The sequence below is a fragment of the Streptomyces sp. NPDC051576 genome, from assembly GCF_040681835.1.
GTDB lineage: Bacteria > Actinomycetota > Actinomycetes > Streptomycetales > Streptomycetaceae > Streptomyces.
This window is the reverse complement of sequence record NZ_JBFAZO010000005.1, coordinates 422758-449562: the sequence shown is the minus strand read 5'-3', so window position 1 is coordinate 449562 and position 26805 is coordinate 422758. Positions and strand designations below refer to the sequence as shown.

Here is a 26805-nt window from a genome sequence, read left to right as displayed (position 1 = left end):
GACCGCAGGCCGCAGGGGCCTGCGTGGGGGGAGAGAGCGGTCATGAGAGTCAGCGTTTTCGGGCTCGGCTACGTGGGCTGTGTGTCGGCCGCGTGCCTGGCCGGCATGGGCCACGAGGTCATCGGGGTGGACGTCAACCAGGTGAAGGTCGACCTGGTCAACGACGGCAAGGCGCCGGTGGTGGAGGAACGTATCGGCGAGCTCATCGCCGAGGTCGTACGGACCGGAGCGCTGCGCGCCACCGACGACGTCCGCGAGGCGATCGCCGGCAGCGAGGTGTCGCTGATCTGTGTCGGCACCCCGTCGGAGCCCAACGGCAGCCTGTGCACGACCTACTTGGAGCGGGTCACCGAGGAGATCGGCGCCGCGCTCGCCGAGCGGGGCGGGCGGCACACCGTCGTGTTCCGCAGCACCATGCTCCCCGGCACCTGCCTGAACCTGCTGGTGCCGATCCTGGAGAAGCACGTCGGCGGCACCGCCGGCGTGGACTTCGGGGTCGCGGTCAACCCGGAGTTCCTGCGCGAGGGAACCAGCGTGAAGGACTTCTTCGACCCGCCGAAGACCGTCATCGGCGAACTCGACCCGGCGAGCGGCGACACGGTCGCGGCACTGTACGAGGGCCTGCCCGGCGAGGTGTTCCGGGTGCCGATACCGACCGCCGAGGCCATCAAGTACGCGGACAACGCGTTCCACGGCCTCAAGATCGGCTTCGCGAACGAGCTGGGCGCCGTGTGCCAGGCACTCGGCGTGGACTCGCACCAGGTGATGGACGTCTTCCTCGCCGACCGCAAGCTCAACATCAGCCCCGCCTATCTGCGGCCCGGCTTCGCCTTCGGCGGTTCCTGCCTGCCGAAGGACCTGCGCAGCCTGGTCCACGCGGCGCAGCGGGCCGACGTCTCGGTGCCCATCCTCTCCCACGTGCTGGCCTCCAACTCCGACCACCTCCAGCGCGCGGTGGACCTGGTCGAGCGCACCGGCAAACGCCGGGTGGGCCTGTTCGGACTCTCCTTCAAACCCGGCACCGACGACCTCCGCGAGAGCCCGCTCGTCGAGCTGGCCGAGCGGCTCTTCGGCAAGGGCTACGACCTCAAGATCTACGACGCCAACGTGAGCCTCTCCCGGCTCCTCGGCGCGAACCGCGAGTACATCGAGAGCCGCCTGCCGCATCTCGCGCAACTCCTCGCCGACTCCGTCGACGAGGTGCTCGACCACGCGGAGGTGTGCCTGGTCGGGAGCAAGGACCCGGCCGTACTGGCGGCGCTGCCCCACGCGGGCGAACCGCTGATCGTCGACCTCATCCGCCTTCCCGACGCCGACGCGCGCCGGACCGAACCGGGATACATGGGCCTTGCTTGGTAACGCGACCAGCGGCGACGGTACGAACCGTCGCGCGCTGATCCTGGTGGAGAACCTCTCGGTCCCCTTCGACCGGCGGGTGTGGCAGGAATGCACCACGCTGCGCGACGCGGGCTGGGACGTGCACGTCATCTGCCCCCAGGGAGAGAAACGCGACACGGAACCGGAGGCGGTGATCGACGGGGTGCGGATCCACCGCTACCCGTTGCGCGCCGCCACCGGAGGACCGGCCGGCTACCTGCGGGAGTACGGTTCGGCGCTGTGGCACACCCTCCGGCTGGCCCGCAAGGTCGGGCCGGTCGACGTGGTCCACGCCTGCAACCCGCCCGACCTGCTGTTCCTGCCCGCCCTGTGGATGAAGCGGCGCGGCGCACGGTTCGTCTTCGACCAGCACGACCTGGTGCCCGAGCTGTACCTCTCCCGGTTCGACCGCGGCGAGGACCTGCTCTACCGCGCCGTGTGCGCGCTGGAACGGCGCACCTACCGGGCCGCGGACATCGTGCTGGCCACGAACGAGAGCTACAAGGACGTCGCGCTCACCCGCGGCGGCCGGCGCCCCGAGGACGTCTTCGTGGTGCGCAGCGCGCCCGCGACCGACCGGTTCCAACCGGTGCCGCCGGAGCCGGAGTTGAAGCGCGGCAAGCCCCATCTGCTGTGCTACCTCGGCGTCATGGGCCCCCAGGACGGCGTCGACTACGCCCTGCGGGCCCTGGCGAAACTGCGCGACGAGGTCGGGCGGACCGACTGGCACGCGGTCTTCGTCGGGGCCGGCGACGCCTTCGACGCGATGGTGGAACTGTCCCGGCAGCTCGGTCTCTCCGAGCAGGTGCAGTTCACCGGACGGATACCGGACGCCGACCTGGTGCGTTACCTGTGCACCGCCGACGTGTGCCTTTCCCCCGACCCGCACAATCCGCTCAACGACGTGTCGACCATGAACAAAGTCCTGGAGTACATGGCGATGGGACGGCCGATCGTCTCGTTCGACCTCCGGGAGGCGCGGGTCTCCGCCGCCGACGCCGCCGTCTACGCGCCCGCCAACGACGAGGCCCAGTTCGCCAAGCTCATCGCGCTCCTCCTCGACGATCCCGAGAAACGGGCCCGGATGGGGAAGACCGGCCAGGAGCGGATCAGCGGTCCGCTGTCCTGGAAGAACTCGCAAGCGTCACTGCTCGCCGCCTACGCCGCCGCCTGCCGGGACCGAGCCCCGGTGTCGGCGAGCGGGCCGGTCCGTACGGGGAAGAGGCCGCACCATTGAATGACGACACGATCCGTCTGGTCACGATCGGACGGATTCTCCGCCGGCGATGGCGGCTTCTCGCCGTCCTCGCCGTAGTGGGCGCGCTCTTCGGCTACGGCACCTCGGTGCTGCTGCTTCCGCCGCGCTACACGGCAGAGGCATCGGTCCTGCTGCCGGGGCAGTGGGAAGAGCGCGAACTGCTGACCCAGGTGGACATCGCGACCAGTTCGGCGGTGGTCGACCGCGCGGCCGCCGCGTTGAAGTGGGGCGTCAACGGCACCGAGCTGCAGAAAGACGTGAGTGCCAAGGCGGACGACGGGAACATCATCAAGGTCTCCGGTACGGCCGACACCCCGGAGCGCGCGCAGCGTCTCTCCGACCAGCTGGCCCAGCAGTTCGTCACCTTCGCCACCCGTATCGCGGGCGGCAGCACCGACCCCGCGGCGGACACGGCCACCGAGGCGCTGCGCAAGCAGGTGGCCGAGACCAACCGCCGTATCACCGAGCTGGCCGACGCGGCCGACCCCGGGCAGACCGTGGAGGGCGTGCAGGCCCGCACCGAACTCGAGGGTCTGCGCACCGGGCTGGCGGACGCCATGAAGAAGCTGGAGGAGGCCAACCCGGCGTCCGCCAAGGCCAGCATGGTCGTCATGGGACCGGCACCCCGGCCGACCGGCGCGTCGGCGCCGACGAGGACACAGCTCATCGCCGCCGGGGCGCTGCTGTTCTTCCTGCTCGCGATCGTCGGCCATCTCGCCGCGGCACGGGTGAGTCGCCGGCTGCGCACCGAACCGGAGATCGCCGCCGCGCTCGGCTCACCGTTCCTCGGCACCGTCGACGTACCCGGCGAACGGCACGGGCACCGGCCCGAGAGCCACGGCGCACGGGCCCGGCTCCGCCGGCTGCTCGGCACCGACACCCGGTGGGACGTACCGGCCCCGCTGCGCTCCGGCGACGAGGCCGAGCGGCGGATCCGCTACCGGCGGGTGTGCGCCCGCCTCCGGGACCAACTGCCCGCCCCCCGGCGGCTGCTGGTCGTCGTACCGGAAGGCGACGAGGTCGCCCGGCTGGCCGCCGCACAGCTCGTCGCCGAGGCCACCGGCGACCCCCGGCTGCGGGTCGTGGAGGTCTCGGTGGACCGGCCGATCGTGCCGGACCGCGACACCGAGTCCGGTGCCCTGGCCGTCCTCAGCGCCGGGAGCTGGACCGCCGGAGAACTCGCCGGCATCGCCGAGGCGTGCGCGGACGGCGGGCACGAGCTCGTCGGCGTCGTCGTCGCCGGCACGGTCCGCACCCGACCGACGGACACCGCCGACCGACTTTCCGACGACGCCACTTTGACGTTCGCGGTCCATGGCCACGCGACAGGAGATCCAGCGTGACGACGAGTACGACTTCGGAGTCGTCGGCCGCCACCCCGCTCCTCGACCTCCAGGCACTGGTGGTCGCGGTGCGCAGACGCCGCCGCCTGTGGGGCGCCATGGCGCTCCTCGGGATGCTGGCCGGCGCGGCCGTGGCGGTCCTGATGCCGCCCGCCCCCGCCGCCGTGACCAAGGTGCTGGTCGCGCATCAGGAGGACCAGCCCAACGACACCGGAACGCTGATCCGCACCGACGCCCAGCTGCTGGCGACCTCGCGGATCGCCGGTCAGGCCCTGAAGATCCTCAAGTCCCCGGAAAAACCGGAGGACTTCATGAAGGACTACCGGGGCACCGGACTGACCAACAACGTCCTAGAGATCGATGTGACGGGCAAGACCGACGCGGAGGCGGTGGCCCGGGCCAAGGCACTGGCTGAGGCGTTCGTAGCGGACCACGCCAAGCGCATCCAGGACATCGCCGACGCCAACGCCCAGGGTCTGCTCGACCAGCGCGACCGCATGCAGACGGAGCTCGCCGACGTCAACAAGGCGATCGGCGGCCGGTCGCCCGACAGCGACCCCAAGGACGCGGCGAACCTCGAATCACTCTTCGCCCGGCGGGCCGAACTCACCTCGCAGATCTCCGACTTCGGCCAGCGCGCCGAGGAGGCGCGCGTCGGCGCGCCCCAGCTCGTCGCCGGCACCCAGATCGTGGACGCCGCGCGCGCGGTACGGCACTCCCTGCCCAAGGCCCTCGTCACCGACGGCGTGGTCGGACTCGTCCTCGGGCTCTTCCTCGGGCTCGCGCTGGCCGCGGTCGGCGTGGTCGTCGCGGACCGCCCCGTGCTGCGCCGGGACATCGCGGCGAACCTCGGCGCCTCGGTCATCGCGGAACTGCCCCGCCGGTCGGGCAGGTTGTGGCAGCGCCGGCGGACCCGGGTGGCACGGGAGCGGCTCACCACGACGCTGGCCCGCACCGCGCGCGGCTCGGCGGAACCGCTGTCGCTGCTGGAACTGGGCTGCGCGCGCGGCACGACCGCGATCGCCCTCGGTCTCGCCCGGGCCCTGGGGGAGGACGGTCCGGTGACCGTCGTCGACGGTCTCCCCGGCACACAGCTCTCGGGCCGCCGCCCGAAACCGGGAGACCCCACCGTGGTCGGCGGCGAACACGCCGCGACCGTGTCCCCCCAGGACCAGCGGATCGGCGTCGGCTCGGTGGCACCCGGCACGGCGTGGACCGACCTCCAGTACCTCGGCACCCGCACCGTGCTCGTCGTACGGGCCGGGCACGGCAGTGCCGCCTGGCTGCACACCGTGGCACGCCAGCTCGCGGACCAGGGCATCCCGGTCGTCGGTGTGGTGCTGATCGATCCCGATCCGCGCGACCGGACCGACGGCACTCTGTGGGACGGGCTGTCCAACGCGCTGCGCGGCCGGACCGAGCGGCCGACCTGGCAGAACGCGCAGGGCCGCCGTCGCACCGAACGGCAGCCGATACGGGCCGCACGGGTCCCGGACAACGACCAGGAGGTGCGGTAGACGTGTGTGGCATCGCGGGCACGTACCGATGGCCGGACGGAAAGGCCGTCACCGACCGGCTCACCGACACCCTCGCCCACCGCGGCCCCGACGGCTCGGGCCGCTACGGCCACCCCCTGGGTGACGGCGAAGTACAGCTCGGACACCGCCGGTTGGCCATCGTCGACCTGTCCGAGACCGGCGCCCAGCCGATGGTCTCGGACGGCCTCGCCCTGACGTACAACGGCGAGCTGTACAACGCGCCCGAACTCCGCGCCGAGTTGGAGGCCACCGGGGTGCGCTTCCGCGGCACCTCCGACACCGAGGTGGTCCTGGAGGCCTGGCGGCGCTGGGGCACGGACTGCCTGCCCCGGCTGCGCGGCATGTTCGCGTTCGGCATCTTCGACGAGCGCACCGGTGACCTGGTGCTCGTCCGCGACCAGCTCGGCATCAAGCCCCTGTTCCTGCTCCGGCGCGGCGAGGGCCTGATGTTCGCCTCCGAGCTCAAGGCGCTCGCCGCCGTCACCGGAAAATCGCTGGAGGTGGACCCGGCGGCCCTGGTGGCCTCGCTGCTCTACTACTGGGTGCCGGACTCGCGCTGCGCGTTCCGCGAGGCGGAGAAGCTGCCGCCCGGGAGCTGGCTGCGGTGCCGACCCGACGGCCGGGTGGAGCGCGGCAGTTTCTGGAACCTGAAGGACGTCGCCGCCGAGGGCCGGGCGCGGGCCTTGGCCGGTGAACAGCCCGACCTCGCGGCCATCGTCGAGGAGTCGACCCGCCGCCACCTCATCTCCGACGTACCCGTGGCCACCTTCCTTTCCGGCGGCCTCGACTCCAGCTATCTGACCGCGCTGGCCGCCCGCCACCAGCCCGGGATCTCCGCGTACACGATCGGATTCCGCGCCGAGGACGCCAAGTTCGAGGCGATGCCGGACGACCTGCGCTACGCCCGGCAGGTCGCCGAGAAGTTCGGCGTCGACCTGCACGAGATCGAGATCGCCCCGAACGTGCTCGACCTGCTGCCGCAGATGACGTACAGCCTGGACGAGCCGATAGGCGACCCCGCCGCGATCAACACGTACCTGATCTGTATGGCCGCCCGGGAGGCCGGGGTCAAGGTGATGCTCTCGGGGATGGGCGCCGACGAGTTGTTCGCCGGGTACCGCAAGCACTTCGCGAACCTGCTCGCGCTGCGTTACCAGCGCGTCCCCCGACCGTTGCGGCGCGGGGTTTCCGGGGTGGTGGACCGGCTGCCCGTCGCCTCGGCGACCCGGGGCTACCGGTCGGTGCGGTTCGCGAAGCGGTTCCTCTCCTTCGCCGATCTGCCGGAGGAGACCGCGTTCCGGCGCAGCTACACCATGTACGACCAGGACGAGCTGCTCGCTTTGCTCAACCCGGATCTGGCCGGGACGGTCGACGACGTGGTCACCGAGCACACGGACGTCTACCAGGACAACGACCTCGACGACTTCGTCAACCGCATGTGCCTGACCGATGCCCGCATGTTCCTGCCGGGCCTGAACCTGGCCTACACGGACCGCTCCAGCATGGCCGCCTCCACCGAGGTGCGGGTGCCGTACGTGGACATCGAGGTGGTCAAGGCGGCGTTCGCCGTACCCGGCAATCGCAAGATCGTCGGGCGACAGGGCAAGGCCGTCCTCAAGGAGGCGGCCACCTCGATTCTGCCCCGCGAGATCGTGTACCGGCCCAAGGGCCTGTTCAGCGCCCCGCTGCGGGCCTGGATGAGCCGGGACCTGGCACCGCTGGTGCGCGAGGTGGTCAACGACGGCGAGCTCGTCCGCTCCGGGCTGCTGCGCCGCGACGCGCTGGCCCGGATGGTCGCCGAGGACGCCGCCGGACAGGCGGACTACTCCAAGCATCTGTGGCACGTACTGACCCTCGAGTACTGGTATCGCGACGCGACCTCTGGCTCCGCCCAGAACGCTCGGACGACGGCTTAGAAAACAGGAGTTCCGGTGAAGCAGGTTGTACAGAACTACAAGAGCGGCGAGCTGGCGGTGCTCGACGTTCCGGTACCGGGGTGCAAGCCGGGCGGGGTGCTGGTGCGCAGCGCCTACTCGCTGATATCCACCGGGACCGAGCTCATGAAGGTCTCCGAGGCCGGCATGTCGATGCTGGGCAAGGCCCGCTCCCGGCCGGACCAGGTGGCCAAGGTCATGCAGAGCGTGGCCACCAACGGGCTGCCCGCCACCTACCGCAAGGTGATGGGCAAGCTGGACTCCTACACCCCGCTCGGCTACTCGCTGTGCGGGGTGGTCGAGCAGGTCGGCGCCGGGATCGACGACGTGAAGGTCGGCGACCTCGTGGCCTGCGCGGGCAACGAACACGCGCTGCACGCCGAGCTGAACTGGGTCCCGAAGAACCTCTACGCCCCGGTCCCTGAAGGCCTCGCGCCGCCGCACGCCGCGTTCGGCACCGTCGGCTCGATCGCGATGCAGGGCGTCCGCCAGGGCGAGCCGCAGCTCGGCGAGGTGGCGCTGGTCATCGGCCTCGGCCTGATCGGACAGCTGGTGGTGCAGCTCCTCACGGCCGCCGGAGTCCGCGTGGTCGGCGCCGACCCGGATCCGGCGCGCTGCGAGCTCGCCGAGCAGCTGGGTGCCGCGGCCTGCGGCGACCCCGCCTCGGCCGCTGTCGAAGCCGCCGTCGCCGAACTCACCGACGGCCACGGCGTGGACCAGGTGTTCCTGGCCGCCGGCGGCGGCAGCAACCAGCCCGTCGAACTGGCCGCCCGGCTCGCCCGGGACCGCGGCCGGGTCGTCGACATCGGCAAGTGCCGCCTGGACCTGCCGTGGAACGCGTACTACGAGAAGGAACTCGACGTCCGCTTCTCACGCTCCTACGGCCCCGGCCGCTACGACCCGTCGTACGAGCTGGAGGGACGCGACTACCCGATCGGCTACGTCCGCTGGACCGAGCGCCGCAACCTGGCCTGCTTCCTCGACCTCGTCGCCCGGGGCCGCGTCGACGTCGAGCCCCTGGTCTCCCACATCGCCGACTTCGACGACGCCGTGGAGACGTACCAGCGGCTGAAGGACGGCGAACTCAAGGCCGTCGCCGTGCTGTTCCGGTATCCCGAGCAGGAGGAGGAAGCGGGGGAGGCTCAGGCCCCGTCGGTGACCGTGCCCGCAGCGCCTCCTGCCGCCAAGGTGTCCACCCCGGCCAGGTCCGCGAAGACTCCGGTCCGTCTCGCGTTCGTCGGCGCCGGCAACTACGCGACGTCGATGCTGTTGCCGCATCTGGCCCGGCGCGAGGGCGTCGAGCTGTCGACCGTCGTCACCACGACGGCGCTCTCCGGGGCCAACGCGCAGCGGAAGTTCGGCTTCGCGAAGGCGACCACCGACCTCGACGTTGTCCTCGGCGACAAGTCCGTCGACGCGGTGTTCGTCGTCACCCGGCACAGCTCGCACGCCGAACTGACCCGGCAGGCACTGCTGGCCGGGAAGACCGTGTTCGTGGAGAAGCCCCTGGCCCTCACCGAGGACGAGCTGGCCGGCGTACTCGCGGCGGTGGAGGAGTCCGGCAACGACCGCCTCCAGGTGGGCTTCAACCGCCGCTTCGCGCCGCTGCTGACGGAGGCCAAGGAGCGGTTCGGCGTCCGGACCGGTCCGGCGAGCCTGCGCTACCTGGTCAACGCGGGCAAGCTCCAGCACGGCAGCTGGTATCTCCAACAGGGCGCCGAGGGCTCACGGTTCGCCGGCGAGGGCGGCCACTTCATCGATACGGCGAGCTTGCTCCTCGAAGCCGACCCGGTCTCCGTGTACGCGACGGCCGCGCCCGGAAACGACGACCTCCAGGTCGTCCTGCGCTACCCGGACGGATCGACCGCCACCATCAGCTACGTCACCACCGGCGCCCCCGGCTTCCCCAAGGAGACCCTGGACCTGCTCGCGGACGGCAAGGTCCTGCGGCTCGACGACTTCGTCCGTGCCTCGGTCCACGGCCGTAAGAAGTGGGTCAGTTCGCGGCTGCCCAAGGCCCGGGACAAGGGGCAGAACGCCGAACTCGCCGCGTTCGTCAAGGCCGTTCGGACCGGCGGGCCGATGCCGGTGCCGCTGGAGTCGCTGGTCGCCACCACGGCGGCCACCCTCGCCGTGCAGACCGGCCTGGCCGCCGGTACTCCGGTGACCTTGGCGAGGACGCCATGACCATGAGCGCGGGCTGGTACCTGCGCCGGCTGTCCCGGATGGGTCCGCGCGAGATCGCGGGCCGGGCGGGCGACACCGTGCGCCGACGGCGCTGGCGGTCGGCGCCGCCCGACTGCCCGACCGTCACCGGCGTCCGGTTCACCGCGGTCCTGCCCACGGGCACGATCGCCGAGGTGCCGCCGGACGCCGTGAAACGACTCGTCGCCGAGGCGGACCGACTGATGGCCGGGCACGCCGAGTTCTTCGGGGTGGACCGCGACGACCTCACCGACCCGGACTGGTCCTACGACCCGAAGACCGGACGCCGGGCGCCGTCCGGCTACGCCTTCGACGTGCCGTACCGCGACGAGGACGTGGCCGGGGACATCAAGCAGATCTGGGAGCCGTCCCGGCACCAGTACCTCACCGTGCTCGCCGCCGCCTACGCGGTCACCGGGGACGAGCGGTACGCCGAGCGCGTCGCCGGGCACCTGCGTTCGTGGTGGGCGGCCAACCCGCCGCTGCGCGGTGTGCACTGGATCAGCGGCATCGAGCTGGGCATCCGGCTGCTGTCCTGGGTGTGGATCCGCCGGCTGCTCGACGGCTGGCCGGGCGCGGCCGAGCTGTTCGAGGACAACCCGGTCGCGCTGAACCAGATCTGGCACCACCAGCGCTGGCTGGCCGCCTTCCCCAGCCGGGGCTCCTCGGCGAACAACCACGTCATCGCCGAGACCGCCGGACAGTTCGCCGCGGCCTGCGCCTTCGACTGGTTCCCCGCGTCGGCGCGTTGGCGGTCCGACGCGCTGCGGTCGCTGGAGCGGCAACTGCGCGCCAACACCTTCGACTCCGGTCTCAACCGCGAGCTGGCCACCGAGTACCACGGACTCGTCCTGGAACTCGGTCTGGCCGCGCTGGCCGAGGCCGATGCCGCCGGCGTGCCGGTTCCCGCCTCGCTCCGGCTGGTGCTGCTGCGGATGACCGACGCGCTGGCCGCCGTGGTGGACAACCGGCTGCGACCGCCCCGCCAGGGCGACGCGGACGACGGCTTCGGCCTGATCGTGGACGGCGCGGGCACCGACCGCTGGGCCTCGCTCCTGACCACGGGCGAGGCCGTGTTCGGCCGGCTCGACTGGTGGCCGGCGGTGACCGCCACCGACGTGCGCACCCCGCTGCTGGCCGCGCTCATCAGGCCGTACGCGAAGGACGGAACCGTCCGCCCGGCGACCAGGCCCGCCCACTTCGCCGACGCGGGGCTCACCGTCCTGCGCGGTCCGGAGGAGATCTGGTGCCGCTGCGACGGTGGTCCGCACGGCTTCCTGTCCATCGCCGCGCACGCCCACGCGGACGCGCTGTCCGTGGAGGTCCGGCACGACGGGATCGACGTGCTCGCCGATCCGGGGACGTACTGCTACCACGGGCAGCCCGAGTGGCGGCAGTACTTCCGCTCGACCCTCGGCCACAACACCCTGGAACTGGACGGTGGTGACCAGTCCGTCTCCGGCGGCCCGTTCCTGTGGGCCCGGCACGCCCGCACCCGCGTCCTGGACGTGGGCAACTCCGGTGCGGAGGTGGCCCATTGGGCCGCCGAGCACGACGGCTACCAGGGCTCGACGCACCGCCGCCGGGTGGAGCTGACGGCCGCGAGCCGGGAGCTGCGGATCGTCGACGAGGTGCGTGGCCCGCGCCGCGACGTGCGGTTGGCGTTCCACCTCGGCCCGGCGATCGCCGCGGACCTGGCCGGGCACCGGGCGGTGCTCACCTGGATCCGGGACGGCGAGGGGCGTTCCGCGGTGCTCGACCTGCCGAAGCAGTTGTCCTGGCGGGCGCACCACGGCGAGAGCGCACCGCCGCTGGGCTGGTACTCCGCCGGATTCGGGCGCAAGGAACCCACCACCACGCTGGTCGGCACCGGCTTCGCCGACGGCACGGACGGGTTCACCACCGTGCTCGGGTTCCGCGGCCAGGGGGCCGCGTGAGGAACAGGAGACGGCTCTGGGCGTCGGCGGCGGCACCGCTGGCGCTGGTCCTGCTGACGGCGACCGGCTGCGACAGTACGTCGAGCGCCCCGGCCAGGACGAAGCCGGCCGCCGCGCCGTCCACGGCCACGTCCGCCGCCCGGTCCGTGACCCGGGTGTGCGCCAACCCCGCCGCCGGACCGGCGAAGGCGCCGGCGGGCGCGGTGACCGTGGACCCCAAGGTGGTCGGCGACCTGGCGGCGAAGACCAAGAGCAGCCCTCCGAACACCACGTTCTGGCTCAAGCCCGGCACGCACAGACTTGAGCGGGACCGCTACGCCCAGGTCATCCCCAAGAAGGGGGATCACTACATCGGCGCGCCGGGCGCGGTGCTCGACGGCCGGAAGGTCAACCAGTACGCCTTCACCGGCAACGCCGCCGACGTCACCATCCGCTATCTCACCGTGCGGGGCTTCGTCGCGCCGCAGGACGAGGGCGTCGTCAACCACGACTCGGCCGACGGGTGGGTCATCGAACACTCGACGATCCAGGACAACTCCGGCGCCGGGCTGATGGCCGGTGCCCACCAGCAGGTCCGCGCCGACTGCCTGCGCGACAACGGCCAGTACGGCATGAACGCCTACAAGGGCAACGGCCGTATCACCGGCCTGGTGGTCGAGGGCAACGAGATCGTCGGCAACAACACCGGTGACTGGGAGCGGAAGCAGAAGGGCTGCGGCTGCACCGGAGGCATCAAGTTCTGGGAGGTCGACGGCGCCGAGATCAGCGGCAACTGGGTGCACGACAACCGGGGCACCGGGCTGTGGGCCGACACCAACAACAACGACTTCCGTATCGAGAACAACGTGATCGAGGCCAACGACGGCGCCGCACTGATCTACGAGACGAGCTACAACGCGGTCATCCGGGACAACACGATCCGGCGGAACAACTGGGTCGAGGGCCGCAAGGCGGCCGACAGCGGCGACAACTTCCCGTACGCGACCGTCTACCTGTCCGAGTCCGGCGGCGAACCGCGGGTCAAGGCGCGCACCCACAAGATCGAGATCTACGGGAACGTGCTGGAGGACAACTGGTCCGGGATCACCCTGTGGGAGAACGCCGACCGGTTCTGCAACAGCCCGGCCAACACCTCCTCCGGTGACTGCACCCTGCTGGTGAAGAAGACGAGCAGCTGTGTGAGCCCGGCGATCACCAAGGCCCCGCTCTACTCGGACTGCCGGTGGAAGACCCAGCGGGTGGACATCCACGACAACCGCTTCGTGCTCGACCAGTCCGTCGTCAAGTGCACGGAGATGTGCGACCGCATGGCGGTGCTGTCCAACTACGGCACCTATCCGGACTGGTCGCCCTACCACGGCGAAGGGGTGGCCGACGCCATCACCGAGAAGCAGCACAACAGTTGGCACGACAACGTCTACGTCGGGCCGTGGAAGTTCGTCGCCGAGGACCAGAGCAAGGTGCTCGACTTCGGGCAGTGGCAGGCGCCGCCGTACCAGCAGGACAAGGGCAGCACCCTCGACCTACAGGCCGGTGGTTGAGATGAGTGAGAACCTGACGCGCGGAACGGCCACGACGGAGACGCGGCCGGAAGACGAACCGCGCACCGCCGGCACACCGAAGATCGTCGGGATCGTCTGGGGGCTGCTGGTCCTCAACACGCTCGGCTCCGCCGGGGCCAAGACCATCGTCCCGCTGCCCCGCTCCCTCATCCAGATGGTCACCATGGGCTCGCTGGTCGCCGCGTTCGGCCTGGCGCTCCTGGTCAACCAGCGGGTGCGCATCAGATCCAGCGCCTACGTGCTGCTGCTCAGCCTGCTGCTGGTGTCGAGCGTGATCTCCAGCGCGAGCCTGGAGTCCGGGATGGGCGCGCTGTTCCGCTGCTTCCGGCTGACCCTCTTCGTCGGCACGCTGTGGCTGCTCAGCCGCTGGTGGGACGGCAGCCTCACGTTCGTCCGCTACCACATCCGGGCCTATTTCGCGGTCCTCGGCTCGGTCGCCCTCGGCCTGGTCGTCTCCCCGGGCAAGGCCCTGCCCGGCCTCTACGGCGGACGCCTCGTCGGCGCGCTGTGGCCGCTCACCCCGCCGCAGATCGGGCAGTACGCGGCGGTCATCATCGGGCTCACCGCGCTGCTCGTCATCGGCAGACGGACCGACCGGACCAGCGCCGTGCTGGTCATCGTGCCGTCACTGGTGCTGCTCGCGCTGACCCACACCCGGACGGCCACGCTCGGCCTGCTGCTCGGGCTGGCGCTGGCGATCGGCTCGCTCATCCTGACCAGCGCCGCGGCCCGCCGCTTCTTCAGCTGGTCGGTGCTGATCTCCGTGGTGGCCGCGGTCGGCTTCGCCTCCGCGCTGCAGACCTGGTTCCTGCGCGGCCAGAGCCAGGAGAACTTCTCCAGTCTCACCGGCCGGGCCAAGGTCTGGAACGCCCTGCTGGCCGAGCCCCGGTCGACCGCGCAGCAGCTGTTCGGCGTGGGCCTCGGCGACAAGTCCTTCGGCGGGCTGCCCATCGACAACAGCTGGCTGGCCGTCTACAACGAGCAGGGTCTGGTCGGTGTCACCCTCGTCGCGGTGATCATCGTCGTGCTCGGCGGTGTCGCGCTGCTGCGCCCGCCGTCGTTGCAGCGGGCCTGCGCGATCTTCCTGATCAGCTACTGCGCGATCGCCTCGTACACCGAGGCCGGTCTCGGGGACGCCTCGCCGTATCTGCTCCATCTGGCCCTGGCCGCCTCGCTGTTGGCGGCACCCGTCAAGGCCGCTCCGCTCGCGCTGCCCGAAGCCCCCCGACGGCACGTTCCGCGCTGGGCCCGTAGATCGGAGGTGAACTGAGCATGCACGTTCTCGTGGTGCACAACCGCTACAACTCGGCGCAACCGAGCGGGGAGAACAAGGTCGTCGACCAGGAGGTGGAGCTGCTGCGCGCGGCCGGCCACCGGGTCGAGCTGTTCGAGCGGCGCAGCGACGACATCGGCGCCCGCTCCCTCCTCGGCAAGGTCGCGGTACCGCTCCTGGTTCCGTGGAACCCGGCGGTCCGCAAGGAGTTGGCAGCCAGACTGCGCGCGGACCAGCCGGACGTGGTGCACGTCCACAACGTGTTCCCGCTCCTGTCGCCCGCGGTGCTGGCCGCCTGCGCCGACGCCGGAGTGCCCGCCGTCGCCACCCTGCACAACTACACGCAGGTGTGCCCGCCCGGCACCCTCCAGCGGGACGGCCGCCCGTGCACCGAGTGCGTCGGCTCGACACCGCTGCCCGCCGTCCGGCACGGCTGCTACCGCGACTCCCGCCTCGCGACCGTGCCGCTCGCGGTCAGCCTTTCGGCCAACCGGCGGCGCTGGTGGACCGGCGTGGAGCGCTTCCTGTGCATCTCCGCCGCGCAGCGCGACGTCCTGGTGCGCTCCGGCATGCCGGCCGAACGCCTGGCGGTGAAGCACAACTTCGTCCCCGAACCCGACATCCGCCGGGAGGGCGGGGGCGAGCAGGTGCTCTTTCTCGGCCGGCTCGCCGAGGCCAAGGGCGTACGGCTGCTCATGGCCGCATGGGACGAGGTCGCGGCGGGCGGCGGGGTGGGCGTCCCGCTAGCGATCGCCGGCACCGGGCCGCTGGAGAAAGACATCACCGCCTGGGCGTCCGGCCGGGACGACGTGCGCCACGTCGGCCTGCTGGACCCGGCGGAGTGCCGAAAGGCCATCGCGCGGTCGGTCGCCGTGGTGGCGCCCTCGACCTGGCTGGAGGCGTTCGGCCTGGTGGTCGTGGAGGCGATGGCGGCCGGGGTGCCCACCGTCGCCGCCGGGCACGGCGCCTTCGTCGAACTCGTCGAGGACGGCGTCACCGGGCTGCTGCACCGGCCCGGCGACGCCGCCTCGCTCGCGTCCGGCATCCGCCGGATCGCGGCCGACCCGGACCGCAACCGGGAGATGGGGCAGGCGGCCCGGCGCCGCTACGAGCAGGGATTCAGCCCGGCCGTCGGCCTGGAGCGCCTGCTGGAGGAGTACCGCACCGCGATCGCGGGACGGTCAGCACTGGCTCGCGGTGGGGACACCCACGCGGGCAGGGGGGATGGGGACAGCACATGACACGATGCCGACTCTGCGGCTCGGAGGCGACGGCGAGCGTCGTCGACCTCGGGGCGACACCGCCGTGCGAGAGCTTTCTCGCCGCGGACCAACTGGACCGGCCGGAGCCGGCGTACCCGCTGCACCTGCGGGTCTGCACCGACTGCTGGCTGGCGCAGATACCGCCGCTGATCACTCCGGAGGAGACGTTCAAGGAGTACGCGTACTTCTCCTCGTTCTCGACCTCCTGGGTGGAGCACGCGCGCACCTTCGTCGACGGCGCCGTACAGCGGCTGGATCTCGGCACCGACGCCTTCGTGGTCGAGGTCGCGAGCAACGACGGCTACCTGCTGCGACACGTGGTGGACCGGGGGATCCGCTGCCTGGGCATCGAGCCCTCGGTGAACGTCGGTGCCGCGGCGCGGGAGGCGGGCGTGCCCACGTTCACGGACTTCCTGAGCCCCGACACCGGCTCCGCCATCCGCGCCGAGCACGGCCCGGCGGACCTGGTCGTGGCCAACAACGTGTACGCGCACATCCCCGACGTGGTCGGGTTCACCCAGGGACTGCGTGCGCTGGTCGCCGACGACGGCTGGGTCTCCATCGAGGTGCAGCACCTGCTGACCCTGATCGAGGAGAACCAGTACGACACGATCTACCACGAGCACTTCCAGTACTACACGGTCGCCTCCGCGATCCGGGCCCTCGCCAGCGGCGGACTCGCCCTCGTGGACGTCGAGTTGCTGCCCACGCACGGTGGCTCCATCCGCCTGTGGGCCCGGCCGGCCGAGGTCGCGGGGGAGCCCTCGCAGCGGGTGGCCGACGTGCTGGCCCGCGAAAAGGCCGCCGGGCTGCAGGAGTTGGCCGGGTACACCGAGTTCTCCGCCCGGGTCGCCAAGGTGCGCCGCGACCTGCTCCGGTTCCTCATCGACGCGGCCGAGCGCGGCGAGACGGTCGTCGGCTACGGCGCCCCCGGCAAGGGCAACACCCTGCTCAACCACTGCGGCATCCGCCCCGACCTGCTCGCGTACACGGTCGACCGCAACCCGTACAAGCACGGCCGGTTCACCCCCGGCACCCGCATCCCGATCCTGCCGCCCGAGCAGATCGCCGTCGACAAACCGGACTACGTCCTCGTCCTCCCGTGGAACCTGCGGGCCGAACTGGTCGAGCAGCTCTCCTACGTCCACGAGTGGGGCGGCCGGCTCGTCTTCCCCATCCCGGAACTGAGCATCGTCGAGGTCGCGCACGCGAAAGAGGTCACAGCATGAAGGTCGTCCTGTTCTGCGGCGGTTACGGGATGCGCATGCGCAACGGAACCTCCGACGACGTCCCCAAGCCGATGGCGATGGTCGGACCGAGACCCCTGATCTGGCATGTCATGCGCTACTACGCGCACTTCGGGCACAAGGAGTTCATCCTGTGCCTCGGCTACGGCGCCCACCACATCAAGAACTTCTTCCTCACCTACGAGGAGACCGCCTCCAACGACTTCGTCCTGCGCGGCGGGCAGACCGAGCTGCTCTCCACCGACATCGCCGACTGGACGATCACCTTCGCGCAGACCGGCATCGAGTCGCCCATCGGGGAGCGGCTGCGCCGAGTGCGCCACCACCTCGACGGCGACGAGATGTTCCTCGCCAACTACGCCGACGTCCTCACCGACGCCCCGCTGCCGGAGATGATCGACCGGTTCGCCCAGCGAGACGCGGGCGCGTCGATGATGGTCGTACCGCCCCAATCCTCCTTTCACTGCGTGGAGTTGGGCGAGGACGGCCTGGTGGGCGGCATCACCGCGGTGAGCGACATGCCGCTGTGGGAGAACGGCGGCTACTTCGTGCTCCGCCAGGAGGTCTTCGACCACATACCGGAGAACGGCGACCTGGTCGCCGACGGCTGCTCCCAACTCGCCAAGCGGGGGCGGCTGGTGGCCCACCAGCACCGCGGTTTCTGGAAGCCGACCGACACCGTGAAGGAGCGGGCCGCGCTCGACGAGGCCTACGCGCGGGGCGACCGCCCGTGGGCCGTGTGGGAGCGGGACAGCGCGGGGGTGCGTGCGTGATCAGGCTCGGAGCCGGTCGGCTCGACCGGATCGTCGTCGTGGGCGCCCACTGCGACGACATCGCCATCGGCGCCGGCGGCACCCTGCTGACGCTGTGCCGGGCGCGGCCGGGTATCCAGGTCGACGCGCTGGTGCTCTCCGGCGGCGGCAGCGAACGGGAGCAGGAGGAACAGGCCGCGCTCACCGCCTTCTGCCCGGACGCCGACCTGCGGCTGACCGTGCACAAGCTGCCGGACGGCCGACTACCCGCGCACTGGGAGGAGGCCAAGGCCGCCGTCGAGGAACTGCGCGAGCGGACCGAGCCGGAACTGGTCCTCGCACCGCGCACCGATGACGCCCACCAGGACCACCGCGGCCTGGCGAAACTGATGACCACCGCGTTCCGTGACCACCTCGTGCTCGGCTACGAGATCGTCAAGTGGGACGGCGACCTCGGCCGGCCGGCGGCCTACCAGCCGCTGGAGACCGAGACCGCCGAACAGAAGGTACGGCTGCTGCAGGAGCACTACCCCTCGCAGCGGCACCGCCCGTGGTACGACCGGGAGGCCTTCCTCGGCCTCGCCCGGATCCGCGGTATCGAATGCCACGCGCGCTACGCCGAGGCCTTCGCCGTCACCAAACTCACGCTCAACCTGGGGGGTTGAACACCTTGCGCGTACTACTGACCGGACACCAGGGATATCTGGGCACCGTGATGGCACCCGTCCTCACCGCCGCCGGACACGAGGTCGTCGGCCTCGACTCCGGCCTGTTCGCCGACTCCGTCCTCGGCCCGCGGCCCGCCGACCCGCCCGGGGTGCGGGTGGACCTGCGCGACCTCACCGCCGAGCACGTGGCCGGGGTGGACGCCGTGATCCACCTGGCCGCGCTGTCCAACGACCCGCTCGGCTCGCTGGCGCCGGAACTGACCTACGACATCAACCACCACGCGTCCGTACGACTGGCAAAGCTGGCCCGTGACGCGGGAGTTCGGCGCTTCCTCTACGCGTCGACCTGCTCCGTCTACGGCGCCTCGGGCGGCGACGGCCTGGTGACCGAGGACGCCCCGCTGCGCCCCGTGACGCCGTACGCGGAGTCGAAGGTGCGGGTCGAGGACGACGTGCACGCGCTGGCCGACGACGACTTCACCCCGGTGTTCATGCGCAACGCCACCGCCTTCGGCTACTCGCCCCGGCTGCGCGCCGACATCGTGCTGAACAACCTGGTGGGCCACGCGCTGCTCTCCGGCGAGGTGTTGGTCCTCTCCGACGGCACCCCCTGGCGCCCGCTGGTGCACGCCGCCGACATCGCGCGCGCCTTCACGGCCGCGCTGACCGCGCCCCGCGAGGCGGTCCACGACAGGGCGTTCAACATCGGCAGCGAGATCAACAACGTCACGGTCGCCGAGATCGCCGAGCAGGTCGCCGAGGCGGTGTCCGGCGCGAAGGTCGTGATCACCGGGGAGAACGGTGCCGACCCGCGCTCGTACCGGGTGGACTTCTCCCGCTTCCGCGCCGCGATACCCGACTTCGACTGCGAGTGGACGGTGAAGCAGGGTGCCCTCGAACTCGCCGACGCCTACCGGAAGTTCGGGCTCACCCGGGAGCACTTCGAGCAGCGCTTCACCCGCCTCGCCGTACTGCGCGCGGCCACCGAGGCCGGCACCGTCGACGACACCCTGCGGTGGCGCCGATGACCGGAGTCGGCGAGGAGATGCACGCACTGGTGGAGCGGCTGTACCCGCTCTGCCGGAGCATCACCGGCGACGGGGTGCGCGCCACCCTGGACATCGTCGGCGAGTACGTCCCGTTGCGGGTGCACGAGGTGCCGACCGGGACGCAGGTGCTCGACTGGACGGTTCCGCAGGAGTGGAACATCCGGGACGCGTACATCGCCGACAGCACCGGCCGGCGGGTCGTCGACTTCGCCGAGTCCAGCCTGCACGTGCTCGGCTACAGCGTGCCGGTGGCGCGGACCATGCCGCTCACCGAGCTGCGCGCACACCTGCACACGCTGCCGGACCACCCGAACTGGGTGCCGTACCGCACGAGTTACTACAAGCCGGAGTGGGGTTTCTGCCTGGCGCAGGAGACCCTGGACGCGCTGCCCGACGGCGACTACGAGGTGCGGATCGACTCCACCCTCGCGGACGGCCACCTCACCTACGCCGAGCACGTGGTCCCCGGACAGGTGGCCGACGAGGTCATCGTCTCCTGCCACACCTGCCACCCGTCGCTGGCCAACGACAACCTCGCCGGCATCGCGGTCGCGACCTTCCTGGCCCGCGCGCTGGCGCGGGAAACGCCGTACTACACCTACCGGTTCATCTACGCGCCCGGCACCATCGGGGCCATCACCTGGCTGGCCCGCAACGCGGAACGGGTGGACCGGGTCAAGCACGGGCTCGTCCTTGCCTGCGCAGGCGACTCGGGTCAACTGACGTACAAGCAGAGCAGACGCGGCGACGCGGAGATCGACCGCGTGCTGCGGCATGTACTGACCGCCTCCGAACGCCCGCACCACATCAACGAGTTCACGCCGTACGGCTACGACGAGCGGCAGTACTGCTCACCCGGGTTCAACCTCGGCGTGGGCTCGCTCAGCCGGACCCCGTACGCGGGCTACCCCGAGTACCACACCTCGGCGGACAACCCGGACTTCGTCTCCCCGGAGGCGATGACCGACACTCTCGCCGTCTGCCGCGAGGCGTTCGCCGTACTCGACCGCAACCGGCGCTACCTCAACCTCAGCCCCTACGGCGAACCCCAGCTTGGCCGACGCGGGTTGTACGACGCGCTCGGCGGACGCAGCGACACCAAGCAGGCGCAGATGGCCATGCTCTGGGTGCTCAACCTCTCCGACGGCGAGCACAGTCTGCTGGACGTGGCCGAGCGGTCCGGGCTGTCCTTCGACAGCGTCGCCGGAGCGGCCGACGCCCTGCACGAGGCCGGGCTGATCAAGACATGACATCGACGACCACCGACGGGGAGAAGGCGGCGCCGGTTCGCTCCGCCAAGCGGGCCCTCGTCGGCCGGCTCTCCTGGGGACTGGCCGACCAGGCGGCCTCCAGCATCAGCAACTTCGCGGTGGGCATCTACGTGGCCCGCTCGCTGGGCGTGACCGCGTTCGGCGTGTTCAGCCTCGCCTGGGTGACCTACGGCGTGGTGCTCAACGTCTCCCGCGGCCTTGCCACCGACCCGCTCGTGGTCCGCTTCAGCGGAGTGCCGGAGCCGTCCTGGCGCGGGGCGGTGGCCCGCTCGACGGGTACCGCGCTCTGCGTCGGCACGGCTCTCGGCGTGCTGTGCCTGGCGGCCGGGCTCGGGCTCGGCGGCCGGGTCGGGCCCGCGTTCGCCGCCCTCGGTCTCATGATGCCGGGACTGCTGCTCCAGGACGCCTGGCGGTTCTCGTTCTTCGCCGCCGGCGACGGCCGGAAGGCGTTCGTCAATGACATCGTGTGGGGCATCGCGCTGATCCCCGCCATGGTGGTGGCGGCCCATGTCGACACCGTGGCCGCCTTCGTGCTCGCCTGGGGCGCGTCCGCCACGGTCGCGGCGGGATACGGCTGCGTCCAGTCCGGCATCCGGCCCCGCACGGCACAGGCTCGCGGCTGGCTGCGCGAACAGCGTGACCTCGGCTACCGGTATCTGGTCGAGAACGTCAGCCTCAGCGGCGCCAGCCAGCTCCGGGCGTACGGCCTCGGCGTGATCGTCGGAGTGAGCGCGGTCGGCGCGGTGCGCGGTGCCGAACTCCTCCTCGGCCCCTTCCTCGCCGTACTGATGGGGCTGTCGCTGGTCACCGTCCCCGAGGCGGCCCGCGTGCTGCGGCAGGCCCCGGACCGACTGGGCCGGTTCTGCCTCTACCTCGGCGGGGGACAGGCCACCGGAGCGCTGCTCTGGGGCTCGGCGCTGCTGCTGATGCCGGGCCGGCTCGGCGAGTTGGCGCTCGGCGACGTCTGGCACTCCTCCTCGCACCTCATCGTGCAGATCACCCTCAGTGTCGCGGGAGCGGGTCTCGGCACCGGCGCGGCGGCCGGACTGCGCGCGCTCGGCGCGGCTCGCCGCAGCCTGCGCTGCCAGCTCTTCGCCTCCGCCTGCTACGTCGGCGGCGGCCTCGGCGGAGCGGCCCTCGGCGGTACGGCGGGCTCGGCCTGGGGCGTCGCCGCCGCGACCATCAGCGGCTCGGCCGTGTGGTGGCTGCAACTGCGCTCCGCCCTGCGCGAGCACCACCGCGAACCCATCCCCGAAGTGAGGACCTCATGACCGACCGACCGAGGCTGAGCATCGGCCTGCCCGTGTACAACGGCGAGGAGTACCTGGCCGAGTCGTTCGACGCCCTGCTCGGCCAGACCTACGAGGACTTCGAACTGGTCGTCTCCGACAACGCCTCGACCGACGGCACCGAGGCCATCTGCCGCAAGTACGCCGCGCAGGACTCCCGCATCCGCTACCTCCGGCTGCCCCGCAACATCGGCGCCACGCCGAACCACAACCACGTCTTCGCCGAGTCCCGCGGCGAGCTCTTCAAGTGGGCCTCGCACGACGACCTCTACGGCCGTGACCTGCTGACGCGCTGCATAGAAGCACTGGACGAGCGTCCGGACGTCATCCTCGCCCACACCGACCAGGCGGTCATCGACGGCGACGGCCAGGTGACGGTGCCCTACGAGTACACGCTCGCCACCGGCTCCCCGAGCGCGCCGGAACGCTTCCGCAGCCTGCTGTTCGAGCCCGGCGGCGACGACTTCTACGGAGTCATACGGGCCGACGTGCTGCGCCGGGTGAAGCCGATGGACAGCTACCACCACGCGGACCGCACGTTCGTCGCCGAGATCACCCTGCACGGACGCTTCCACCAGGTGCCGGAACTGCTCTACTTCCGCCGCGACCACCCCACCCGCGCCGAACGCGCCAACCCCTCCAAGCGCGCCCGCTGCGTCAACCTCGACCCGCGCCGGGCCGGCGCGCTGCACCCGACGCCCCGGCTGCTCGCCGAGTACATCTGGGGCTTCGCGTCCGCGATCCGGCGGGCCCCGCTCTCCCCGGCCGACCGGCGTGCCTGCTACCGCCACCTGGCTTCGTGGATGACCAGCCGGGTCCGCCCGGGCGCCGGCGAGCGGGTCGAGGACCGCGCCCCCGTCGACCCCGCCCAGCTCACTGTCTCCGTGGACGCCCTCGTCGCCGGCCGCGAGGGGAGGCACACATGACCTCCGCGCCCCAACAGCCGGTGCGCGTCGGGGTGTTCGGCCTCCTCGGCTCCGGCAACCTCGGCAACGACGGATCGCTCGAAGCCGTCCTCGGATACCTCCGCGCCGACCACCCGGACGCGGTCGTGGACGCCCTGTGCGGCGGACCCGAGGCCGTGACGGCCCGGTTCGGTATCCCCGCCACCCGGATGCACTGGAACCGCGCCGAGTACCGCACCGCGTCCCGCGTGGGCTCGATCGCGTCCAAGGGCCTGGGCAAGTTCGTCGACATCTTCCGCACCGCCGCCTGGGTACGCCGCCACGACGTGGTGATCGTGCCGGGCATGGGCGTCCTGGAAGCCACCCTGCCGCTACGGCCGTGGGGCTTCCCGTACTCCCTGTTCCTGCTCTGCGCGAGCGGGAAGCTGACGCGCACCCGGGTCGCGCTGGTCAGCGTCGGCGCCGCCGAGATCCGCAACCGGCCCACCCGCGCCCTGGTCCGCTGGTCGGGGCGCCTGGCCGCCTACCGGTCCTACCGGGACGCCCAGTCCCGGGACGCGATGCGGGCGATGGGCGTGAACACCGCGCGCGACGAGGTCTACCCGGACCTCGCGTTCTCCCTGCCGGCGCCGCCCGCGGGCACGCCCTCGGACGTGCCGGGCACGGTCTGCGTCGGTGTCATGGACTTCCACGGCGGCAACGACGACCGCGCCCGGGCCGACGAGATATACCGGCGCTACCTCGACGGGACGATCCGGTTCGTGCGCACCCTGGTCGAGGAGGGCAGACCGGTCCGGCTGCTCACCGGCGACCGGTGCGACGCCACGGTGGTCGCCGCGATCCTCGAAACAGTCGGCTCACCCCTGGTCACCGCCGCCGAACCGGCCTCCCTGGCCGACCTGATGAAGGAGATGACAGCCGCCGACACCGTGGTCGCGGTCCGCTACCACAACCTGATCTGCGCGCTGAAGACCGGCACACCCGTGCTCGCCCTCAGCTACGCGGCGAAGAGCGACGCCCTCATGGAGCGGATGGGCCTCGGCGCGTACTGCCACCCGGCGCGCGAGGTCGACGCCGACCGGTTGCTGGAGCAATTCCGGGCGCTGGAGAAGCGATCGGCCGAACTTCGGCAGACCCTCGCCGAGCGGAACCAGGCCGCCGCCCGCCAACTGGACGACCAGTTCAGCTCGTTGACCGCTGCCGTGTTCCCCACGACCGACCACACCCACGCCCACGCTCGGCAGGAGTCTCCATGAAAGCGACCGAAGTCCCGGAGATCGCCGGCGCGTTCCTCTTCGACCCGACGCCGTACACCGACGAACGCGGCTTCTTCTGCCGCACGTTCGACGCCGACGTGGTCCGCTCGGTGGGCCTCGACCCGAACGCCTTCGTCCAGGACAGCCTGTCCCGCTCGGTGCGGGGCGTGGTGCGCGGCCTGCACCTGCGATCCGGCGCGGGCGAGGCCAAGTTGGTGCGGTGCTCGTACGGGCGGATCTTCGACGTGGTCGTGGATCTACGGCAGGATTCCCCGACTTACCGCCATTGGGCCTCCTTTGAACTCACAGGAGAATCACAACCAACTCTTTACATTCCCGCTGGATGCGCGCACGGTTTTCAGGCACTGACCGACACCGCCGACACCTCGTACCGGATCGACCGCCCGCACGATCCGGCGGAGGACGTGACCATCGCCTACGACGACCCGGAGCTGGCCATTCCCTGGCCGCTGCCGGTTGCGCTGATGTCCCAACGGGACCGGGAGGCACCGAGCCTCGCCGAGGTCCTGAAGCACAGAGAAAGCTGAGGTCCGCGTGGACACCGAAGTGCTTGACCTGCCCCTGTCGCGGACAGCCAACGAACGGCTGCACGCCATGATCCCCGGGGGCGCTCACACCTATGCCAAGGGCGACGACCAGTACCCCGAGAACCTGGCCCCGGTCATCAGCCACGGCAGCGGTGCCCACGTGTGGGACGTAGACGGCAACCGCTACATCGAGTACGGCTCCGGCCTGCGGTCGGTCAGCCTCGGCCATGCCCACCCGCGCGTGATCGAGGCGGTGCGCCGCGAACTCGGCCGCGGCAGCAACTTCGTCCGGCCGTCCATCGTGGAGGTCGCAGCCGCCGAACGCTTCCTCGCCACCGTGCCGACCGCCGAGATGGTGAAGTTCGCGAAGAACGGCTCCGACGCCACCTCCGCCGCGGTACGCCTCGCCCGCGCCGCCACCGGCCGTTCACGGGTGGCCCTCTGCTCCGACCATCCGTTCTTCTCCGTCGACGACTGGTTCATCGGCACCACACCGATGTCCGCGGGCATCCCGTCGACGACCACCGAGCTCATCGCGTCCTTTCCCTACGGCGACCTGGCCGCCACGGAGGAGATGCTCACCCGGTACCCGGACGAGATCGCCTGTCTGATCCTCGAACCCGCCACCCACACCGAGCCGCCGCCGGGCTACCTCGCCGGCCTGCGCGAACTGGCCGACCGGCACGGCTGCGTACTGATCTTCGACGAGATGATCACCGGCTTCCGCTGGTCCGAGGCGGGCGCCCAGGGCCTCTACGGCGTCGTCCCCGACCTCTCCACGTTCGGCAAGGCGCTGGGCAACGGATTCGCCGTCTCCGCGCTGGCGGGGCGCCGCGACCTGATGGAGCGTGGCGGGCTGCGCGACTCCGGCGACCGGGTCTTCCTGCTGTCCACCACCCACGGCGCCGAGACGCACTCCCTGGCGGCCGCGATGGCCGTGCAGAGCACCTACGTCGAAGAGGGCATCACCGCGCGGCTGCACACTCTCGGCGAACGGCTGGCGGCCGGTGTCCGTGACGTCGCGGCGGCCATGGGTGTCGGCGATCACGTCGTCGTCCGGGGCCGGGCCAGCAACCTGGTCTTCGCCACCCTCGACGAGAACCTGCGGCCGTCGCAGCAGTACCGCACCCTGTTCCTGCGCCGGCTTCTCGCGGGCGGAGTGCTGGCCCCGTCCTTCGTGGTGAGCAGCGCACTGGACGACGAGGACATCGACCGCACCGTCGACGTGGTGGCCCAGGCCTGCGCGGTGTACCGGAAGGCACTGGACGCAGCCGACCCCACCCCCTGGCTGGCCGGTCGGGCGGTGAAGCCGGTGTTCCGCCGCCTGGCGTGAGGTGACGTCAGAGGGGCGCGCGCCGACCGGCGTCGGCCCTCCGACCGGACGGCCGGCCGCCCAGCCGGTCGGCGGTCCGGTCGACCAGCCACGCGGTCGCCGGAACCACCGCCAGCGCGGTGCACCAGCCGCCGAAAGCGTCGGTCGGATAGTGCGCGCCCAGCCCGACCTCCGCCCACCCCATGACCACGCCGGCCACCAGCCCCGCCCCGAGCACGAGCGACGTACCGGCCGCCCTCCCGAGGCCGAGCCGGTCCGTCGCGAACAGCGCCGCCATGAGGGCGAGCGCGGTGGCGAAGGCGGTGTGCCCGCTCGGGTAGGACAGGTTGCCGGGGCCGTGGATGGTGCGTCCCACCACATGCTTGAGCAGCGTGGTCGTCCCCACGGTCGCGCCGGCACCGGCGAGGACGAGCACCGCCGCACGGGGACGCCGAACCAGCAGACAGCCCGCCACACCGGCCGCGATCACCGTCGCCGATCCCACGGGTTCCCCCAAGAAGTCCAGGACCAGGGCGACTTGGCGCCACGGCGGGCCCACGTTGTCCGCCGTGGGCCGGTGGATCCAGCTGTCCACCGCGCCGGGTGCGCTGTGGCCGGAGTACCGGACCCCGAGCGTGACGACCACCAGCGCGGCGAGGACCGCGATCAGTCCGAACCGGGGGCGCAGCGACGGGGGCAGCACCGCGCGCGCCGTGAACCGGCCCGGGTCGGCTTCCAGGTCCTCACCTGCCGGACGATCCAACGCGAGCCCCCCGCCATGTCCCCTTTGTGAGCCATCAGCACCCTAACCGCAATCCG

At 71.4% G+C, this 26805-nt stretch carries 21 protein-coding genes; 20 read left to right on the top strand and 1 reads right to left on the bottom strand.

Annotated features, from left to right (window positions below):
• Positions 1-42: 42 nt before the first annotated feature.
• From AB0M63_RS19330 to AB0M63_RS19235, 20 genes are read left to right on the top strand one after another with little or no spacing between them, the layout of a single operon-like run.
• Complete coding sequence (locus AB0M63_RS19330) at positions 43-1359, top strand: nucleotide sugar dehydrogenase (RefSeq protein ID WP_355921270.1); 1317 nt, start codon at positions 43-45, stop codon at positions 1357-1359.
• A complete protein-coding gene (locus AB0M63_RS19325) occupies positions 1349-2614 on the top strand; it encodes a glycosyltransferase family 4 protein (protein WP_355921273.1) in 1266 nt (421 codons plus the stop codon). The genes AB0M63_RS19330 and AB0M63_RS19325 overlap by 11 nt, the downstream gene beginning before the upstream one ends.
• On the top strand, positions 2611-3978 hold the full coding sequence (locus AB0M63_RS19320) for a Wzz/FepE/Etk N-terminal domain-containing protein (protein ID WP_366020206.1): 1368 nt from the start codon (positions 2611-2613) through the stop codon (positions 3976-3978). Before AB0M63_RS19325 ends, AB0M63_RS19320 begins: the two co-directional genes overlap by 4 nt.
• A complete protein-coding gene (locus AB0M63_RS19315) occupies positions 3975-5495 on the top strand; it encodes a Wzz/FepE/Etk N-terminal domain-containing protein (RefSeq protein WP_355921278.1) in 1521 nt (506 codons plus the stop codon). Before AB0M63_RS19320 ends, AB0M63_RS19315 begins: the two co-directional genes overlap by 4 nt.
• Before the next feature lie 2 nt (positions 5496-5497).
• Positions 5498-7432 carry an asparagine synthase (glutamine-hydrolyzing) gene (gene asnB / locus AB0M63_RS19310; RefSeq protein WP_366020205.1) on the top strand — a complete coding sequence of 645 codons (1935 nt, stop codon included), beginning with the start codon at positions 5498-5500 and terminating at the stop codon, positions 7430-7432.
• A 15-nt stretch (positions 7433-7447) separates the two neighbouring features.
• Positions 7448-9637, top strand: coding sequence for a bi-domain-containing oxidoreductase (locus tag AB0M63_RS19305; RefSeq protein ID WP_366020204.1), 2190 nt, complete (start codon positions 7448-7450; stop codon positions 9635-9637).
• Positions 9634-11592, top strand: a complete 1959-nt coding sequence (locus AB0M63_RS19300; RefSeq protein WP_366020203.1) for an alginate lyase family protein — start codon at positions 9634-9636, stop codon at positions 11590-11592. Before AB0M63_RS19305 ends, AB0M63_RS19300 begins: the two co-directional genes overlap by 4 nt.
• Positions 11589-13133 (top strand): right-handed parallel beta-helix repeat-containing protein, encoded by a 1545-nt coding sequence (locus AB0M63_RS19295; protein WP_366020202.1) that lies wholly within the window; start codon positions 11589-11591, stop codon positions 13131-13133. The genes AB0M63_RS19300 and AB0M63_RS19295 overlap by 4 nt, the downstream gene beginning before the upstream one ends.
• 1 nt (position 13134) lies before the next feature.
• On the top strand, positions 13135-14424 hold the full coding sequence (locus AB0M63_RS19290) for an O-antigen ligase domain-containing protein (RefSeq protein ID WP_366020201.1): 1290 nt from the start codon (positions 13135-13137) through the stop codon (positions 14422-14424).
• 2 nt (positions 14425-14426) lie between these two features.
• Positions 14427-15668: a glycosyltransferase family 4 protein gene (locus tag AB0M63_RS19285; RefSeq protein WP_366020200.1), complete on the top strand. Its 1242-nt coding sequence runs from the start codon at positions 14427-14429 to the stop codon at positions 15666-15668.
• The gene (locus AB0M63_RS19280; RefSeq protein ID WP_366020199.1) at positions 15665-16918 is read left to right on the top strand and encodes a class I SAM-dependent methyltransferase; all 1254 of its coding nucleotides are present in this window, start codon (positions 15665-15667) and stop codon (positions 16916-16918) included. The genes AB0M63_RS19285 and AB0M63_RS19280 overlap by 4 nt, the downstream gene beginning before the upstream one ends.
• On the top strand, positions 16915-17709 hold the full coding sequence (locus AB0M63_RS19275) for a sugar phosphate nucleotidyltransferase (protein WP_355921300.1): 795 nt from the start codon (positions 16915-16917) through the stop codon (positions 17707-17709). The genes AB0M63_RS19280 and AB0M63_RS19275 overlap by 4 nt, the downstream gene beginning before the upstream one ends.
• Positions 17706-18353, top strand: coding sequence for a PIG-L deacetylase family protein (locus AB0M63_RS19270; protein ID WP_355921303.1), 648 nt, complete (start codon positions 17706-17708; stop codon positions 18351-18353). Before AB0M63_RS19275 ends, AB0M63_RS19270 begins: the two co-directional genes overlap by 4 nt.
• 5 nt (positions 18354-18358) lie before the next feature.
• A complete protein-coding gene (locus AB0M63_RS19265; RefSeq protein WP_366020388.1) occupies positions 18359-19384 on the top strand; it encodes an SDR family oxidoreductase in 1026 nt (341 codons plus the stop codon).
• Complete coding sequence (locus tag AB0M63_RS19260; protein ID WP_366020198.1) at positions 19381-20655, top strand: DUF4910 domain-containing protein; 1275 nt, start codon at positions 19381-19383, stop codon at positions 20653-20655. The genes AB0M63_RS19265 and AB0M63_RS19260 overlap by 4 nt, the downstream gene beginning before the upstream one ends.
• Positions 20652-21947 carry a hypothetical protein gene (locus AB0M63_RS19255; RefSeq protein ID WP_355921309.1) on the top strand — a complete coding sequence of 432 codons (1296 nt, stop codon included), beginning with the start codon at positions 20652-20654 and terminating at the stop codon, positions 21945-21947. The genes AB0M63_RS19260 and AB0M63_RS19255 overlap by 4 nt, the downstream gene beginning before the upstream one ends.
• Entirely contained in the window at positions 21944-22891 is a 948-nt protein-coding gene (locus AB0M63_RS19250) for a glycosyltransferase family 2 protein (RefSeq protein WP_366020197.1), read from the top strand. Before AB0M63_RS19255 ends, AB0M63_RS19250 begins: the two co-directional genes overlap by 4 nt.
• Positions 22888-24126, top strand: a complete 1239-nt coding sequence (locus tag AB0M63_RS19245) for a polysaccharide pyruvyl transferase family protein (protein ID WP_366020195.1) — start codon at positions 22888-22890, stop codon at positions 24124-24126. Before AB0M63_RS19250 ends, AB0M63_RS19245 begins: the two co-directional genes overlap by 4 nt.
• Positions 24123-24674: a dTDP-4-dehydrorhamnose 3,5-epimerase gene (gene rfbC, locus AB0M63_RS19240; RefSeq protein WP_366020194.1), complete on the top strand. Its 552-nt coding sequence runs from the start codon at positions 24123-24125 to the stop codon at positions 24672-24674. The genes AB0M63_RS19245 and rfbC overlap by 4 nt, the downstream gene beginning before the upstream one ends.
• A gap of 7 nt (positions 24675-24681) precedes the next feature.
• A complete protein-coding gene (locus tag AB0M63_RS19235) occupies positions 24682-26007 on the top strand; it encodes a glutamate-1-semialdehyde 2,1-aminomutase (RefSeq protein ID WP_366020192.1) in 1326 nt (441 codons plus the stop codon).
• Positions 26008-26014: 7 nt separating this feature from the next.
• Here the strand turns inward: AB0M63_RS19235 and AB0M63_RS19230 are convergent, their stop codons facing one another.
• The gene (locus tag AB0M63_RS19230; protein WP_366020191.1) at positions 26015-26749 is read right to left on the bottom strand and encodes a phosphatase PAP2 family protein; all 735 of its coding nucleotides are present in this window, start codon (positions 26747-26749) and stop codon (positions 26015-26017) included.
• Positions 26750-26805 lie beyond the last annotated feature (56 nt).